Genomic DNA, 15,955 nt, shown 5'->3' on the forward strand with positions numbered 1-15,955 from the left:
GCCTTTCCAGCGAGAACTCATAGAACAACGCAGCCTGTTCGACTTGCCGATGCCCCATCATGACCTTCAGTCCTGCCAACTAGACAGACTGAATCACCGATATCTCTGCGCCGCAACTGGCGACTTTTTCAACGGAATCGGCCAGGAGCGGAAATGAAGAGGCGAGTCGAAGCTCGGACCTCCTTCTTGCTATATCGGCTCAATCTCGCCGGGACGCCAAGTTTTGTCGAACCACGGCTGAAGCGGGCCGTAGAGGCGCAGGAGCGTGTTCCATCCTTTGCCGGGGATGGTCTGCACCCAGTTGTTCTCCTTCCCAGCCGGAGCCTTGGGCCCGAAATAGACGTCCACTGACCCGTCCGCGTTGACCATGAGTTTCGGGTTCTGGCTGGTTGCGGCTGGCCAACGCTGGTCGGTCTGCAGCATGGAGCGGGTCTGATTGTCGTAGAGGATGACCGACCAGAACTGCTTGACTGGAATATTGGGCGGCAAGTGCAGCTTGTAGTTCTTTCCGCCGTCGAATGGCTTGTTTTGGCTGTCGACGAACGCGGCCATGTACTGCGATCCCTCGCCAACCGACTTGGAATCCATCGCTGGTGTCACGCCGGTCGCGTAGAAGAAGAATGCCGAGTAGGCATCGAGAATACGCGCGCCGTTTTCCTCGAACTTGTAGCCGCCGAAGAAGCCCGTTCGCCACGCGCTGTTGGGGTAATAGTAGCTTTCCTTGATCCGCAACCGGCCATTGATCGCACGGGCGGTCGCATCGCCTACCAGGGCGGCTTCGGTCAGAATTTTTTTCATCCGTGTATCGGGCGCGAAGGGCTTACCCTTGCGGATGCCGACCGATGCGTAGAGGCCGAGTGTGACCGGGTCGACTGTATCGGTCGGCTCCTCCTGCACAACCTGATTCAGATACTCCCAGAAGGGATAATCTCCCGGAGCCAGCGTGCTAAATGCTTTGCCGGAAACATGCACGAAATTGAGTTTCGGCGGATTCGCAGCATCTTTCAGGTGATAGATTTTCGTGTGCTCTTCGACCACGTCGACGCCGGGCTTCGGATCGCCATTGACCAAGAACGAGCGCCACGGAACCCAGACGCTGAACGTCGCCGGCTTCACGACAAAGAAGCCGGTCGGCACCTCGCCGTTGTAGCCGGGCGGCAAGATCAGGTACTTGCCGCCCTGACCCTTGTCCGGACCGACGAGTCCAACATCAGTGACAAAATTATACCACATGTCGTTGATGAGGCCGAGCACATTGGGTGGCACTTCGAGCACCAGAGGCCCGTCACGCAGGTCGAGCCAAAACCAAGTGTACGGCGTGTTGTTGTTCGGGGTGAGAAAAAGCGACTTCGAGTCCATCCTATCCTCGAAGATCGGCACCGTCAGATTGAATGGACCCAGCTCCGCCATTCCCTTTCGATTTGCCAATTGGTTCACTGGAGCTAAGGCCAACAGGTAAGCTTGGACGGCGTGTTGAAAGTCCAGATTGTCGTAGAGCCTTTCAACGGTCGCATCGTCGGGAAAGCCGTCGAAGAAGTTCAGCGTCCCAAGGCGGGTCTCTACCTTGTCCGGGATTGCAACGCCCGGCGGTATCGGCGTTTGCATTTTGTATTGCTGAGCGTTGAGCGGAATTGCCGAGAGCGCCACAAGAGACAACGCAGAAACTACTGATGCCGCTAATTTCATGATACGGCCCTTCTTGTCAGATGTTGAATTCATAAAGCATCTCTTCGTAAGTCCCATGATTATCGGGACTTCGTGCAGGGCTACAAATCTCGCAGCTCGCAGAATGACCAATCAACGTCTGCCAGCGCGATTGACCGGGCCACCGCGATTTACCGTCCCAGCACCCACCACCGCCTGTCGTGCAACGGGTCGCGGCCTCAGAACTACGCCCGGCCGTACGACGCAATTGGCTGGATAGCCAACGTATGTGCAGTACACCACAGCGCTGGCTTTCTCAGTGCTCGCGGCTACGAACCCGGTTATCAGCAGCGTAGTCGCTATTGCGATTGAGAGCTTCATTTTCGCCTCCTCCGCCAAAGACGAATAGTTTCATTAGAAACGATCTTCGCGTTGATCCAGATCAACAGGCCAACTCAGAATAATTTGGATGAGAATGTTGCAGATGCTGTTTGCGAGAAGCCGAATCGTCCTTGGCAAACCGCCGTAATGCGGCCGGCTCAATTTTCGGCTGTCTCGCGGCATACGAAGGAGCGAAGCGCCATGGTCCTCGTGATGGTACTCTACATCGTCATGGTCTGGCTCCTGTTCTCGAAGCTGAAGCTTGTGAAGTGGGGATGGGGGGCCGGCACCATCACCGTTGTCATCGGCGCTTTCATCTTGATGGTCTTCCTTGGCCTGTTCAACTCGCTCACGCCCGCCGGCCGCTTTGTCGTGATCTCTAGGGTGGTCGAGGTCACACCCAACGTCTCGGGCCAGGTCGTAAGCATCCCCGTCCAAGTCAACGCCCCGGTGAAGGCCGGCGCCATCTTGTTCCAGATCGATCCGGCACCTTACAAATACAAGGTCAGCCAATTGGAGGCCTCGCTCGCTCAGGCGCAGCAGCAAGTCAAACAACTCAAGGCCAGCTATGATCAAGCCAAGGCGAACGCCGATGCCTTGAAGCAACAGCTCGTCTACCAGACCCAAAGGTTGGCCGACATTCGGAAGCTCGTCGCAACCGGCTCTCAGGCTGAGTTTCGTCTGCAGGACACGCAGGTGCAGTACGACACCGTGCAATACCAATTGCTCGCAGCGGAAGCCGCAGTAGAGAACGCCCGGCTCGCAATGGAATCCGAGATCGGAGGCGAGAATACCAACGTTGCACAACTCCAGGCTCAGCTCGAAAACGCCCGGTGGGAGCTGGATCAGACCACCATTCGGGCAACGGGCGACGGCTACGTCAGCAGCCTGGCACTGGCGGTTGGCGCTCGGGCATTGCAGACGCGTTCCGAGATGTCATTCATCCTCACCAACGACATCACCATTCTCGCGACGTTCAAGCCGAACGCCTTCCAAACAGTGAAGCCCGGAGCAACCGTAAAGCTGGTCTTCGACGATAATCCCGGCGAGATATTTGGGGCGCGAATACTCGAAATCCCTCGCGGCATCGGTCAGGGCCAGATCGCGGTTTCCGGCCAATTAGCACGCGTCGGTTCGATCGGTGGCGCTCAGGGCTACCCGGCGACGATCTCGTTGCCGGATAATTTTGACAAGACGGGGCTGCGCCTCGGGATGCCCGGCAGCGCATGGGCCATCGCCGCGAACGCCGGCCCAATCGGAATGATCACGTCGATTCTCGTCTGGATAAGTTCGTACCTCGCATACTTGTGAGACTCTGCGTAGCTCAAATACACCGACGGCTCCGGCGAGGAATCAAGTCTCCGGTCTAATGACCGCTTTGGAGCAGACATCTAGCTGTCTGAGCAGTCTTGGGTGCCACAGGAGTTGCGAATTTTCGCCAAGGGTCACACCTTGGCACGCATTTCAGCCAAGTGGGCGGTGTATGTTGATCCTGGTCAATATTGGAAACGCTGGGAGCGCGATCCTATTGTTACTCAAAAACAAGGGAGGCTTTCATGCGATGTTCGACAGCAGTTCTTTTAGCCCTCGTTGCCGCCGCGCCCATCTCGGCGTCGCTCTCGCCAGCGCGCGCAGCTTCGGAGTGTCCAGCTTCCGGAAGCTTATCGGACTGGGGTATCAATTCGACCGGCTACTTCAACGTCGCTTCTGGTGGAAGCTGCCTGTTTCCAATTCGGATAGCGGGCGTGATGAAAAGCTCGAGCATTTCACAGAAGCCGGCTCACGGCACCCTGAAGAAGCTAAATATTTCGACATTCCAGTACACGGCGAAAGCAGGCTACAAGGGCCCCGACAGCTTCGCCGTGACGGCAACTGGCAAGGGACCGACTGCCTCCGGAACGTCGGTGATCACCATGAACGCGACGGTTCAATAGGACTTCCTTTTTCGCCGATAGACAAAGGCCCACTTCCAACCGGAGTGGGCCGCTTTTGTTTAGCCGAGCACGCGCGAACGGAAACCGCCGAGCACGGCGGGCTGACTGAAATCATCGGTAGTCTGCTGGTAGGCGTAGCCGACGAAGCCGACAAAGACCTGCTTCGACAGGAATTGCGATACGCCCCAGTCGAAATGGAAGTCGATGCCGCTCTGGTACTGCGTAGCGGTAGCCTCGCAGACGTGCTGCCGCACCTGCCGTCCATCAAATCCCCATAGAGCCTGCCGTACCAGTCCTGCCCACCAAGCGCGGTTTCCTCCCTTGGAGGCTTTCGGACGCCGGCCGCCCGAATATGCCGCGCCGTCAATCATGCGGCCGGCATCCGAAACCCTTCACAAAAGCAGACATAGGCGGAGGGCGACGGCACCACGTTCGTCCGTCAGCCTCCGGGGCCGTCCTTCATGATGTAGCCCATCAGGTCGTCCACGTCGTGCTCCAGATCCCGGATGATGTTCTTGACGACGTCGCCGATCGAGATCACGCCTACGACCTTGCCCGCGTCCAGCACCGGCAGATGGCGAAAGCCGCGCTGCGACATCATCGCCATGCAGCTGTCCAGCTTGTGGTCCGGCTTGACCGTCACCGGGTTGGCCGTCATCACCTGGCTCACCGGCGTCTGCTTCGCATCGAGCCCGGGCAGCAGCACCTTGATGGCGCAGTCCCCCTGCGTCACGATGCCGACCAGCGCGCCGTCGTCGATGACGAGCACCGACCGGACCCGGTTGTCGCGCATCTGGCGCAAGGCTTCGACGACCATGTCGTCGGAACGAACATGGATCACGGCGCCACTCTTCTGCGCCAGCGCGCTTCTTACTGTGCTCATCGATGTCCCCTCCTGGACCCATCCTGCCCCGCCTTGATGGTCCACATGGCAGGATAGTCGAAATATCCGGCTTCGTCAGCGCCGCGCCGATGCCGTGCGCCTGGCCGTGAACCGAACGATGATCGGGGTCACAGGCGGCCCATCGATTCCTGGGATTGCAGAGGTCAGGTCGTCCCCGAGAGCGGAACCATCGGGTGCCGGCAAGAATGTTGCTCGGCAAAACGCAAGTCGATCGACTGATGGCGGTCAGGTAGAGAGCTCTGGGTCAAGAGGCGGCGTACTGGAATTCCTCCCCCACGTCCGCGTCGTCCCTGGCAGCGGACATTCGCATTCATTTTGGCCGGCCGACGCCGCCTGCCTCCTGTCGTGACGCCCGCGCGCTCATCCAGGCTCCAAGCGCTGTCCCCGCGTCGCGGAAACCGACAGCAGACCGAGCTCTGCCCAATGGCCTCCCCCGGCAGCCATGTCGCTCGGAAACTCTTCACGAAGCAATTTGAAGGCTTTGACGTGAATGAACATGCGCCCTTAACGAAAACGGGCAAAAATAGGTCGCTGATCTTCACCTACCTGACCACAGTACCGTTTCGAGCGTACGTGAAATCTCGATAGCCGCGTCGCGAGCCGGTCACCGCCGAAGCGAAATCCGAAATGCCTTCACAGAAGAGCAGGCCGGGGTTTGCAACTGCCGCGTGAAGCATTGGTAAGGAAACGTTAAGGAAAATTCGGGGATTTCTGATGATTGCGCCGGAAGAAGAGAGATTGCTGAAGACGTACCTGGTCGAGATGTTCGGCCAGATCAGCAGCATGCGGCGCGAACTCGCCGCTCTTCAAGGCGACGGCAAGGGCAGTTTCGCGACGATGACCGACACCCTCGACGCGATCGTCGAGAATACGGAGACGGCCGGGAACGCGATCCTCGAAAGCATGGAGGCGATCGGCGCCAGCGTCGCGAAGTTGCAGAAAGTCAAAGACCCGACTGCCGCAACGGTCTGCGACGAGATCGTCGACAGCACGAACAAGGTGTTCGAGGCGTGCGCGTTTCAGGACCTCACAGGGCAGCGGATCACGCGCGTGGTCAAGTCGCTGCAGTTCATGGAGGACCACATCAACAAGCTCGTCCGCATCTGGGGAAAAGAGGAGCTGGCGCGGCTGGCCACCGAGCTTGCTGCCCCAAGCGCCCCGGACTTGATGGAGGGCCCGAAGCGGCCGGGCGTGGCGATTTCCCAGGACGACATCGACAAACTGTTCGCGTGAACGACGGCCAGGCGTGATGCCCGCTCCGCGTCATTGCGAGGAGCAGAGCGACGAAGCAATCCAGGGCCGCGCTAAGGACTCTGGACTGCGTCGCTGCGCTCGCAATGACGGAGCAAACTCACGCGCAGCGCCGTTACGGCCGCAGCGTCTCCATGAACCGCACCGGCTCGCCGGTCGCTGGCGTCAGCAGCTCGCCCTGCCACATCACGCGCTGGCCGCGGACGAACGTGCCGACCGGCCAGCCGGTGACGCGTAGGCCATCATAGGGCGTCCAGCCGGCTTTCGAAGCGACCCATTCGTTGGTGATGGTCTCGCTGCGCTTGAGGTCCACGATGGTGAGGTCGGCGTCGTAGCCGGCGGCGATGCGGCCCTTGCGGGCGATGTTGTAGATGCGGGCGGGGCCGGCGCTGGTGAGGTCGACGAAACGTTGCAGCGACAGCCGGCCGGCATTGACGTGGTCGAGCATGATCGGCACCAGCGTCTGCACGCCGGTCATGCCGGAGGGCGAGGCCGGATAGGTCTTGGACTTCTCCTCCGCGGTGTGCGGCGCGTGGTCGGAGCCTAAGATGTCGACGATGCCCTGGTGGACGCCCCACCAGATGACGTCGCGATGATCGGCCGATCGCACCGGCGGATTCATCTGCGCGTAGGTGCCGAGCCGCTCGTAGCACTCCGGCGCCGCCAAGGTGAGATGATGCGGCGTCGCCTCGACGGTGGCGACGTCCTTGTGGTCGCGCAGATACACGATCTCCTCCTTGGTGGAGATGTGCAGCACGTGGATGCGCTTGCCGGTCTCGTGCGCGAGGGTCACGAGACGTTGCGTGGCGCGCAGCGCAGCCTCCTCGTCGCGCCACACCGGGTGTGAGCGCGGATCGTTCTCGACGCGCAGGTCCTTGCGCTCGTTGAGGCGGTACTCGTCCTCGGCGTGGAACGCGGCACGGCGGCGGATCCCCTGGAAGATGCGGCGCAGGCTGTCGTCGTCCTCGACCAGCAGCGAGCCGGTGGACGAGCCGACGAACACCTTGACGCCGGCGCAGCCCTCGGCGCGCTCCAACACCGGGAGCTGCTCGACATTCTCGCGGGTGCCGCCGATGAAGAAGGCGAAATCGCAATGCATGCGATGGCGGCCGGCAGCGACCTTGGCGGTGAACGCCTCCTCGGTCACCGTCAGCGGATTGGTGTTGGGCATCTCGAACACGGCGGTGACGCCGCCCATCACGGCGCTGCGCGAGCCGGTTTCGAGGTCCTCCTTGTGAGTGAGACCAGGCTCGCGGAAATGCACCTGGGTGTCGATCACGCCGGGCAGCACGTGCAGTCCCTTGCAGTCGATGATCTCGGCGGCCGAGGCCGTGCCGAGATCGCCGATCTCGACAATGCGTCCGCCTGACATGCCGATGTCGCGGACGCCCTCGCCGTCCTGATTGACCACGGTGCCGGATTTCAGAATGACGTCGAAGCGCGCGCTCATGAAGCCCTCATAGGATTTCATTCTCCTGACCGCCCCAAGACAGATCGATCATGCTGCGCGCCTGCCCATTTGCTGGCCTCCGGTGGCACGCGAGTCTCGATCTTTAGAATGAAGCCACCGCGCGGCGGCGTTTCAGCCTTGTGGTTTATGCCAGGGCGGCTTACGTTTCAGTGCGGCCTGTCGCAAGAGGTTTTTCGGATGAAGGCGACGTTTCTCGACGACCGGGGCGTGGTCCAGGTCAGCGGCGACGATGCACGCAAGTTCCTCAACGGTCTCTTCACCACCGACGTCACCAAGCTCACGCCTGGCGAGGCCCGGTTCGGCGCGCTGCTGACGCCGCAAGGCAAGATCATCGTTGATTTCCTGGTGGCGCAGGTGCCGGCGACGGACGCCGGCGAGCGCTTGCTGCTCGACTGTCCGCGCGCGCTGGCGCAGGCGCTCACCGACAAGCTCAACCTCTACAAGCTCAGGGCCAAGGTCGCGGTCAGCAATCGCTCCGGAGAGCTCGGCGTGATCGCGGTCTGGGATGGTGCCATCGGCGCCACGCCGGAGCCGAGCTTCGTCGATCCGCGTCATGAGCGCCTCGGCGCGCGCGTCATTGCGCCGCAGGAGGCGCTCGCGGAGATCGCCGCACGGCTCGGCGCCGAGATCGTCGATTCCGACGCCTATGAGGCGCATCGTATCGACTGCAGCGTGCCGCGCGGCGGGCTCGACTTCATGTATGGCGACGCCTTCCCGCACGAGACCAACATGGACCGGCTGCACGGCGTCGACGTCGGCAAGGGCTGCTATGTCGGCCAGGAGGTCGTGAGCCGCATGCATCATCGCGGCACCACGCGCACGCGCGCGGCGAAGGTGCTGCTCGACGGGCCGAGTCCCGAGCCGGGCACGCCGATTCTGGCCGGCGACAAGTCGGTCGGCACCATGGGCTCGGCCGCCGCGCAGAAGGGCATGGCGCTGCTGCGCATCGACCGCGCCGCGGAGGCGTTGGAGGCGGGAACGCCGCTCACCGCCGGCGGCCTCGTTCTGCGCATCGCTGATCCCGACGCGCTGCAGGGCGCGCCGAAGCAGACGGTCGCCTGAGCCGGTCTCATGGGTCGCGCTGCTGTCGTCCATCCCGATGGCCTGACGCGCTGCCCCTGGCCGGGCAGCGATCCGCTCTATGTCGCCTATCACGACACCGAGTGGGGCGTGCCGGAATATGACGACCGCGCGCTGTTCGAGAAGCTGATCCTCGACGGCTTCCAGGCCGGGCTGTCGTGGATCACGATCCTGCGCAAGCGTGACAATTTCCGCCGCGCCTTCGATGATTTCCAGCCGGAGAAGATCGCGCGCTATTCCGACAAGAAGATCCACGCGCTGATGAACGATGCCGGCATCGTGCGCAACCGCGCCAAGATCGAAGGGACGATTCTCAGCGCGAAATCCTGGCTCGACATCCAGGACAAGGGTCCCGGCTTCTCCAAGCTGCTGTGGGACTTCATGGACGGCGCGCCCAAGGTCAACCAGTTCAAGACCACCGCGAGCGTGCCGGCCTCGACGCCGCTGTCGATCAAGATCTCGAAAGAGCTGGCCTCGCGCGGCTTCAAGTTCGTCGGTCCCACGATCGTCTACGCCTTCATGCAGGCGACCGGCATGGTCAACGACCATCTCGTCACCTGCTTCTGCCACGAGACCTGCAGCGGCAAGCGCCGCGCCCCGCGCCTCAAGCCTCCCAAATGACGACTGACAAGGCCCCGAGCGGGCACGACCGCGTCTGGCAGCGCATGCTGTCCGGCCGGCGGCTCAACCTCATCGATCCCTCGCCGCTCGATGTCGAGATCGCCGACATCGCCCATGGGCTCGCGCGTGTCGCGCGCTGGAATGGCCAGACCACCGGCGCGCACATCTTCTCGGTCGCGCAGCACACGCTGCTGGTCGAGACGGTGATGCGCGCGCGCAAGCCGAACATCGATGCGAAGCTGCGGCTCGCCGCGCTGCTGCACGATGCACCGGAATACGTCATCGGCGACATGATCTCGCCGTTCAAGGCAGTGCTCGGCGACGGCTACAAATCAGTCGAGAAGCGGCTGCTCGGGGCGATCCACATCCGCTTCGGGCTGCCGGCGGAGATTGCTCCGGAGATCGAGCGCCAGATCAAGGCGGCCGACCGCGGCGCCGCTTTTCTGGAGGCGACCCGGCTGGCCGGCTTCTCGGAGAGCGAGGCGAAGAAGCTGTTCGGTCGCGACCCCGGCCTGCCGGACGCCACCGTGACGGATTATCTGACGCCCTGGAGTGCGGCCAAGGCCGAGAAGCAGTTCCTGACCCGCTTCAACGCGGTGCTGGGGGCGTGCTGAGATGCCGCTGACGCCGGACGAGCGCCGCAACGAACGGCTGAAGCTGGCCGCCAACTGGGTCAACACGCTGGCGACGGCCATCGTCACTGCCGGGACGTTCGTGCCGCTTGCCCAGTTCGTCTATGGGGTGCTGCCGCCCAGCACCCCCGCGGGCCTGATCTACGGGTCGGGGGTCGTTTGCATTATCACCGGAGTGCTCATACATTTGCTCGGTCAGTGGATCCTGGGAGGTCTTCGATGACCACGCACCAGTTCGTTGCCCTGAGCTTTCCGCTCCTGACCGCCTTGGCCGTCGCCATCGTGGCCCTGTTCGTGCGCCGTCCCTGGTCCGAGAAACCGGTCGAGATCGCCCCCCAGAACCGTGAGCGGGTGCTCGATCATCTCGAGCGGCTCAACGCGGAGATCGAGGGCAAGGCCCATCTGGTCCGCCAGGAGTTGCGGCAGCTCAAGAACACGCGCTGAGGGCCGTCGGCGCACACATGCGCCAGCCCGACGGCTGACATCCAAAACGCGCTTTTGCCCTTGTGCCCCCATTCGTATAATCGGGCGTTCAAAGGCTCGCCATGATCCACGTCTGCTCACTCGCCGCCCTGCCCGAGACCGTGCGCCTGACCGGCGCCAGCCACGTGCTGACCATCATGGCCAATGTCGAGCAGGTGCGGCGACCGGAGACGATCCGCCCCGAGAACCATCTGCGGGTCTCGGTCGACGACATCACCGAGCAGCTTCCTGGCTTCATGGCGCCGAGCGAGGATCACGTCGCCCAGGTGCTGCAGTTCGTGCGCGGCTGGGATCGTGCGGCGCCACTGGTGATCCACTGCTATGCCGGCATCAGCCGCTCCACCGCGAGCGCCTTCGCCGCGGCCTGCGCGCTCAACCCCAATCGCGACGAGCTCGATATCGCCTGGGCGATCCGCCAGGCCTCGCCGATCGCCTCGCCGAACCGGCTGATCGTCAGCCTGGCCGACAGGGCACTGGGCCGCCAGGGGCGCATGGTGCGCGCGCTGGACGCGATCGGGCCCGGCGCCATGATGGTCGACAGCGCGCCATTCCGGATTGATCTGGACTGAGTTGCGGCGCTGCGTAGCCGCGTACCGGTGCGCTTTGAACTTATGTTCCACGGTTTGACACAGAGGGAACGACGGCCATCGTGCGGCCCGCCGGAGCGGTTGGCCGATTCGCCGGGGTCCGCAAGGGCTCGCAGCTTCCCTCCACCCGTGACGCCTCCCGGCGGCATCGATTTCAGGATTCCCGCGTGATGTTCGATTGGCCCCTCGATTGGATCGCCCTGCTGGTGGCGTTCGCGGCGCTCGCCTTCGCGCGCCGGACCTCCGACCGATTGGCCGAGGTGCAGGCACGGCTGGCCAAGCTCGAGGGGGCCCGGCCGATCGCGGCCGCGCCGGTGGTCGCGCCGCCGCTCAGCCCGCTTCAGGAGCCCGCTGAAGCCCCGCCAATGCCGCCCCCATTGCCGGAGCCGACCGAGGCTACCCTGCAGCCGGCGGCGATGGCGAGCGATGCAGCGGCCGAACAGCCGCCGCTCGTGTCCCCGCCACCCGTGCCGCAACCCGCGGCCGGCTTCGAGGAGCGCATCGGCACCCGCTGGGTGGTGTGGATCGGCGGGCTGACCCTGGCGCTCGGCGGCTTCTTCATGGTGCGCTACTCGATCGAGGCCGGCCTCGTCGGCCCCGAGGTGCGCGTCGCGCTCGGCGCGCTGTTCGCCGCCGCGCTGCTCGCGGCCGGCGAATGGACACGGCGCAAGGAGAGCATCTCGCAGATCGCGGCGCTGCCGATCGCCAACATTCCGGCGATGCTCACCGCGGCCGGCACGGCGGTCGCCTTCGCCACCATCTATGCGGCCTACGCGCTGTACGACTTCCTGCCGCCCGCGATCGCCTTCGTGCTGCTCGGCGTGGTCGCGCTGGGCACGCTGGCGGCGGCGCTGCTGCATGGCCCGGCGCTCGCCGGGCTCGGCATCGTCGCGGCGTTCACGACGCCGGTGCTGGTGTCGACCGGCGAGCCGAACTACTGGGCGCTGTACATCTACCTCGCCATCGTCACCGCCGCCGCGTTCGCGCTGGCACGCGTGCGGCTGTGGCGCTGGCTCGCGATGACCACGATCGGGCTGTCGTTCCTGTGGACCTTGCCCGGACTCGACGCGGGCGTCGAGACGGTGGCGCCGCATGTTTTCCACGTCGCGGTTGGTTTCGCGCTGGCCGCGCTGATCGTGGTCTGCGGCTTCATGTTCGGACCCGCCGCCGAGAACGACGAGGTCGAGCCGATCTCATCCGTCGGCCTAGCGGTTTATCTGCTCGGCGCCATGCTGGTCGTGCTGGCGAGCTTCCATGACGGCCTGGCGCTGATCGGCTTCACGGTGCTGGTCGCGGCGACGCTGGCGGTCGCCTGGCGCGCGCCGAGCGCCGTCGGCGCGGTGGCCGCCGCCGCTGCGACCGTGTTCCTCGTGTTCGCCGAATGGGCGCTGCGCGACAATCCGGACCTGCTGGTGCTGCCCGGCGGCGCGCTGCCCGGGATGGGGCCGAACCCGCTCGGCGCGTCGGTCACGTCGCATCTGGTGACGGCCGCGATCTTCGCGCTGGGCTTCGGCGGCGCCGGCTTCCTGGCGCAGGGGCGCGCGCACAACGCCGTCGTGCCGGTGGTGTGGTCGGCGGCCGGCGTGTTCACGCCGCTGGCACTGCTGGTCGCGCTCTATGCGCGCATCGCCCATCTCGACCGCTCGATCCCGTTCGCGATCCTCGCCGTCGTGCTCGCCGCCGGCCTTGCCGTCGCCACCGAGGCGCTGACGCGGCGCGAGGAACGTCCCGGCCTCAGTGCCTCAATCGCGCTGTTCGCGACCGGCACGCTGGCCGCGCTGGCGCTGGCCCTGACCTTCGCGCTTGAGAAGGGCTGGCTGACGATCGCGCTGGCGCTGATGTCGCTCGGCACCGCCTGGATCTTCGAGAGCCGGCCGATCCCGTTCCTGCGCACGCTCGCGGCCGTCTTTGCCGGGCTCGTGGTGCTGCGCATCGGCCATGATCCGCGCATCGTCGGCGCCGATGTCGGCACCACGCCGATCTTCAACTGGCTGCTGTGGGGCTATGGCGTGCCGGCGGCGTCGTTCTGGGGCGCGAGCTATCTGATGCGCCGCCATGGCGACGACGCGCCGCTGCGCGCGGTGGAGGCCGCCGCGATCCTGTTCACGACCCTGCTCGCCTTCCTGGAGATCCGCCACGCCGTCAACGACGGCGACATGCTGGCGGTGCCGTCGCTCGCCGAAGTGGGACTCGACGTCTGCGTGGCCCTGGCGCTGGCGATCGGGCTGGAGCGGCTGCGGGAGCGCAGCGGCAGCATCGTGCACAACATCAGCGCGGTGATCCTCACCGGATTCGCCGGCGGCGCCACCGTGCTCGGCCTGCTGCTGTTCGAAAACCCGATGATCTCGGACGTCGCGATCAAGGGCGGCCTGCTCAACATCCTGATCCTGGCCTATGCGTTCCCGGCGGTACTGATGCTGCTGTTGTCCTACGCGGTCGCAGGCCGCCGTCCGCCAGCCTATGGCAATACGCTGGCCGCGGGCGCACTGATCCTGGCGCTGTCCTATGTCAGCCTCGAGATCCGCCGGATCTATCACGGCCCCGATCTGACGGCAGGACCGACCAGCGCCGCCGAGCAGTACACCTATTCGATCGCCTGGCTCGCCTTCGGCGTGGTGCTGCTCGGGATCGGAATCATCGTGCAGTCGCAACGCGCCCGTCTGGCGTCCGCCATCGTGATCGCGCTGACGATCCTGAAGGCCTTCCTGATCGACATGTCGGCGCTGACCGGCGTGTGGCGCGCGCTGTCGTTCATCGGGCTCGGGCTGGTGCTGGTCGCGATCGGCTGGCTGTACCAGAAGGTGCTGTTCCGACGGCAGCAGCAGGCGCCGCCGGCTCAGCCGGCAGCGTAGCGCCATGTCGGATTAGGCCGCGCGCACCGACTCCAGGAACGACGCCACCTCACGCTTCAGCCGGTCGCTGTCCGAGGCCAGCGACTGCGCCGCGGCCAGCACGTGCGTGGAAGCCGTACCAGTCTCGGTCGCGCCGCGCTGCACGTCGACGACGTTCACCGAAACCTGCTGCGTGCCCTCCGATGCCTGCTGGACGTTGCGCGAGATCTCCTGCGTGGCGGCGCCCTGCTCCTCCACGGCCGCCGCGATCGCCGACGAGATTTCCGACAGCCGCTCGATGGTCGTGGAGATCGCCCGGATGGCGCCGACCGATTCCTGCGTCGCGGCCTGGATGCCGGACACCTGCTGGCCGATCTCGTCGGTCGCCTTGGCGGTCTGCTCGGCCAGCGCCTTCACCTCGGAGGCGACGACCGCGAAGCCGCGACCGGCTTCGCCGGCGCGCGCCGCCTCGATGGTCGCATTCAGCGCCAGCAGGTTGGTCTGGCCAGCGATCGTGTTGATCAGCTCGACCACGTCGCCGATGCGCGCCGCCGCCTTGCTCAGCTCGCTCACGCGATCATTGGTCATGCGCGCCTGGTCGACGGCCTCGGTGGCCATGCGGGCGGATTCCTGCACCTGGCGGCTGATCTCGGTGATCGACGACGATAGCTCCTCCGTCGCGGACGCGACCGACTGTACGTTGGTCGAAGCCTCCTCCGAAGCAGCCGCAACCGCGGTCGAGATCTCCTGCGAGCGCGTCGCGGTGGATGACAGCGCGCCGGCGGAATGCTCGAGCTCGGTCGAGGCCGACGACACCGTCTGCACGATCTCGCCGATCGTCGCCTCGAACTGGCGGGTGATATTGTCGACGCGCCGGCCGCGTTCGATCTTGACCTCGGCATCGTGGGCCGCGAGCTCGTCGGCCTCCTTCTTGGCGATCAGCGCCTCCTTGAACACCTGCAGCGTATCGGCCATGGCGCCGATCTCCGTCGGCTCGCCGCGATGCGTCACCTCCGCGCCGAGATCGCCCTTGGCGAGCTCCTGCATCGGCTTGATGATCGACGCAATGCCGGACGAGACGTTCTGCACGAGATAGAAACCGACGGCGACGCCGGCAATGACGGCCGCGGCAATGATCGACATCACCAGCCAGATCGCACGCGTGAAGCTCTCCGCGGCCTGCCGCGTCGCGTTGTCGGCACCCTTGTTGTTGAACTCGATGTCCTGGATGAAATACTTGTCGGCGTCGCGCGCGATCGCCGCGGCCGATTTTTCCAGCATTTCGGTGGCTTCGCGCGGCATCTTTCCGACGCTCTTGTTGGATTCGTCCATCACCTGCTTGACCGCGACGACGTACTTCTCCCAGGACTGCACCCAGTTGTTGTAGATCGCCCGTTCCTCGGCCGAGGTGATCATCGGCTCGTAGGTCTTGCGGTCCTTGTTGATCGTCTCGAGGATTCCGTTGACGCGCTTCTCCGCGCCCTGCTTGGCCTCGGCCGTCTCCGACATCACATGCGCGCGCAAGGCGATGCGCAGCAGATTGATGTCGGCGCGCAGCTCGCCGATCGCGCGCACGCTTGGCAGCCAATTGGTGGCGATGTCGACCGTGTTGGCATTGATCGACTGCATGCTGGTGACGGCGAGCACGCCGAGCCCGCACATGGTGACGAGCATGAAGGCGATGACCGATATGATCTTCGTACGGATGGACATCTTTGACACGGAGGACCCCAGCTGACTGCGTGGTTCGGCCGCGTTCTGCCAGCGCCAAAGACGGCCCGAACATCCAGGTCTGCGCTGCGCTGCGCGGTCGAGGTCAGAGGATCAGAGGGCTCCGAAATTCCGAACCCGCATGTCGTCTCTGCCGACCTCATTGGGCGCGAAACAGGCTTATCAGAGGTTAATGCTGGAACCGTAAGATTACTGACAATGCCCATAAAATGATGGGCGCTCAGGGGCGACGCGGTGCCCTGAAACCGGCCGCCGCTACACCTGGTCTCCCGATACCGCTGAAGGATCGCGTCGAAGCAAGACCTTTGAAGCGCGGACGGGGCAAAGGACGATTGCCGCCACGACCTGCGCCGGCAGGCGGCAGCCACCGGAAGACGCTGATCACCGTGCGGATGAATCCGGAGA

General features: G+C 64.3%; 14 protein-coding genes and 1 pseudogene. 10 read left to right on the top strand and 5 right to left on the bottom strand.

The genetic code is table 11. The features are described 5' to 3' along the window. Positions 1–189: 189 nt before the first annotated feature. On the bottom strand, positions 190–1,719 hold the full coding sequence (locus ACQR0W_RS31155; protein WP_316187346.1) for a DUF1254 domain-containing protein: 1,530 nt from the start codon (positions 1,717–1,719) through the stop codon (positions 190–192). Between the two features lie 357 nt (positions 1,720–2,076). Here ACQR0W_RS31155 and ACQR0W_RS31160 point away from each other — a divergent pair, with 357 nt between their 5' ends. Together ACQR0W_RS31160 and ACQR0W_RS31165 are read left to right on the top strand one after the other, a co-directional pair. Continuing rightward, the gene (locus ACQR0W_RS31160; protein ID WP_315826949.1) at positions 2,077–3,336 is read left to right on the top strand and encodes an HlyD family secretion protein; all 1,260 of its coding nucleotides are present in this window, start codon (positions 2,077–2,079) and stop codon (positions 3,334–3,336) included. Positions 3,337–3,581: 245 nt separating this feature from the next. Continuing rightward, a complete protein-coding gene (locus tag ACQR0W_RS31165) occupies positions 3,582–3,959 on the top strand; it encodes an Ig-like domain-containing protein (protein ID WP_315717213.1) in 378 nt (125 codons plus the stop codon). A 62-nt stretch (positions 3,960–4,021) separates the two neighbouring features. Here ACQR0W_RS31165 and ACQR0W_RS31170 read toward each other — a convergent pair. Together ACQR0W_RS31170 and ACQR0W_RS31175 are read right to left on the bottom strand one after the other, a co-directional pair. Further along, positions 4,022–4,183: pseudogene (locus ACQR0W_RS31170) on the bottom strand (transporter); the annotation flags it as partial. 215 nt (positions 4,184–4,398) lie between these two features. Beyond that, the gene (locus ACQR0W_RS31175; RefSeq protein ID WP_316187345.1) at positions 4,399–4,842 is read right to left on the bottom strand and encodes a CBS domain-containing protein; all 444 of its coding nucleotides are present in this window, start codon (positions 4,840–4,842) and stop codon (positions 4,399–4,401) included. 735 nt (positions 4,843–5,577) lie between these two features. Between ACQR0W_RS31175 and ACQR0W_RS31180 the strand changes: the two genes are divergently transcribed. Further along, positions 5,578–6,096 carry a protein phosphatase CheZ gene (locus ACQR0W_RS31180; protein ID WP_316187344.1) on the top strand — a complete coding sequence of 173 codons (519 nt, stop codon included), beginning with the start codon at positions 5,578–5,580 and terminating at the stop codon, positions 6,094–6,096. A gap of 133 nt (positions 6,097–6,229) precedes the next feature. On the opposite strand, the gene ACQR0W_RS31185 is transcribed toward ACQR0W_RS31180, so the two are convergent. After that, a complete protein-coding gene (locus ACQR0W_RS31185) occupies positions 6,230–7,564 on the bottom strand; it encodes a dihydroorotase (protein WP_315827127.1) in 1,335 nt (444 codons plus the stop codon). Positions 7,565–7,762: 198 nt separating this feature from the next. Between ACQR0W_RS31185 and ACQR0W_RS31190 the strand changes: the two genes are divergently transcribed. The 7 genes from ACQR0W_RS31190 to ACQR0W_RS31220 all read left to right on the top strand — a co-directional run bounded on the left by ACQR0W_RS31190 (position 7,763) and on the right by ACQR0W_RS31220 (position 13,840). Then, positions 7,763–8,647: a YgfZ/GcvT domain-containing protein gene (locus ACQR0W_RS31190; RefSeq protein ID WP_315826951.1), complete on the top strand. Its 885-nt coding sequence runs from the start codon at positions 7,763–7,765 to the stop codon at positions 8,645–8,647. A gap of 9 nt (positions 8,648–8,656) precedes the next feature. Beyond that, a complete protein-coding gene (locus ACQR0W_RS31195; protein WP_315826952.1) occupies positions 8,657–9,286 on the top strand; it encodes a DNA-3-methyladenine glycosylase I in 630 nt (209 codons plus the stop codon). Beyond that, positions 9,283–9,900, top strand: coding sequence for an HD family hydrolase (locus ACQR0W_RS31200; protein ID WP_315717218.1), 618 nt, complete (start codon positions 9,283–9,285; stop codon positions 9,898–9,900). The genes ACQR0W_RS31195 and ACQR0W_RS31200 overlap by 4 nt, the downstream gene beginning before the upstream one ends. A 1-nt stretch (position 9,901) precedes the next feature. Then, the gene (locus ACQR0W_RS31205) at positions 9,902–10,141 is read left to right on the top strand and encodes a hypothetical protein (protein WP_315717219.1); all 240 of its coding nucleotides are present in this window, start codon (positions 9,902–9,904) and stop codon (positions 10,139–10,141) included. Further along, complete coding sequence (locus tag ACQR0W_RS31210; protein WP_315717220.1) at positions 10,138–10,362, top strand: hypothetical protein; 225 nt, start codon at positions 10,138–10,140, stop codon at positions 10,360–10,362. Before ACQR0W_RS31205 ends, ACQR0W_RS31210 begins: the two co-directional genes overlap by 4 nt. Before the next feature lie 101 nt (positions 10,363–10,463). Next, positions 10,464–10,970: a tyrosine phosphatase family protein gene (locus ACQR0W_RS31215; RefSeq protein WP_315754022.1), complete on the top strand. Its 507-nt coding sequence runs from the start codon at positions 10,464–10,466 to the stop codon at positions 10,968–10,970. Positions 10,971–11,158: 188 nt separating this feature from the next. Further along, a complete protein-coding gene (locus ACQR0W_RS31220) occupies positions 11,159–13,840 on the top strand; it encodes a DUF2339 domain-containing protein (protein WP_316171374.1) in 2,682 nt (893 codons plus the stop codon). A gap of 12 nt (positions 13,841–13,852) precedes the next feature. Here the strand turns inward: ACQR0W_RS31220 and ACQR0W_RS31225 are convergent, their stop codons facing one another. Beyond that, entirely contained in the window at positions 13,853–15,541 is a 1,689-nt protein-coding gene (locus tag ACQR0W_RS31225; RefSeq protein WP_316171372.1) for a methyl-accepting chemotaxis protein, read from the bottom strand. Between the last annotated feature and the right edge of the window lie 414 nt (positions 15,542–15,955).

This window comes from Bradyrhizobium sp. HKCCYLRH1034, assembly GCF_051168375.1.
GTDB lineage: Bacteria > Pseudomonadota > Alphaproteobacteria > Rhizobiales > Xanthobacteraceae > Bradyrhizobium.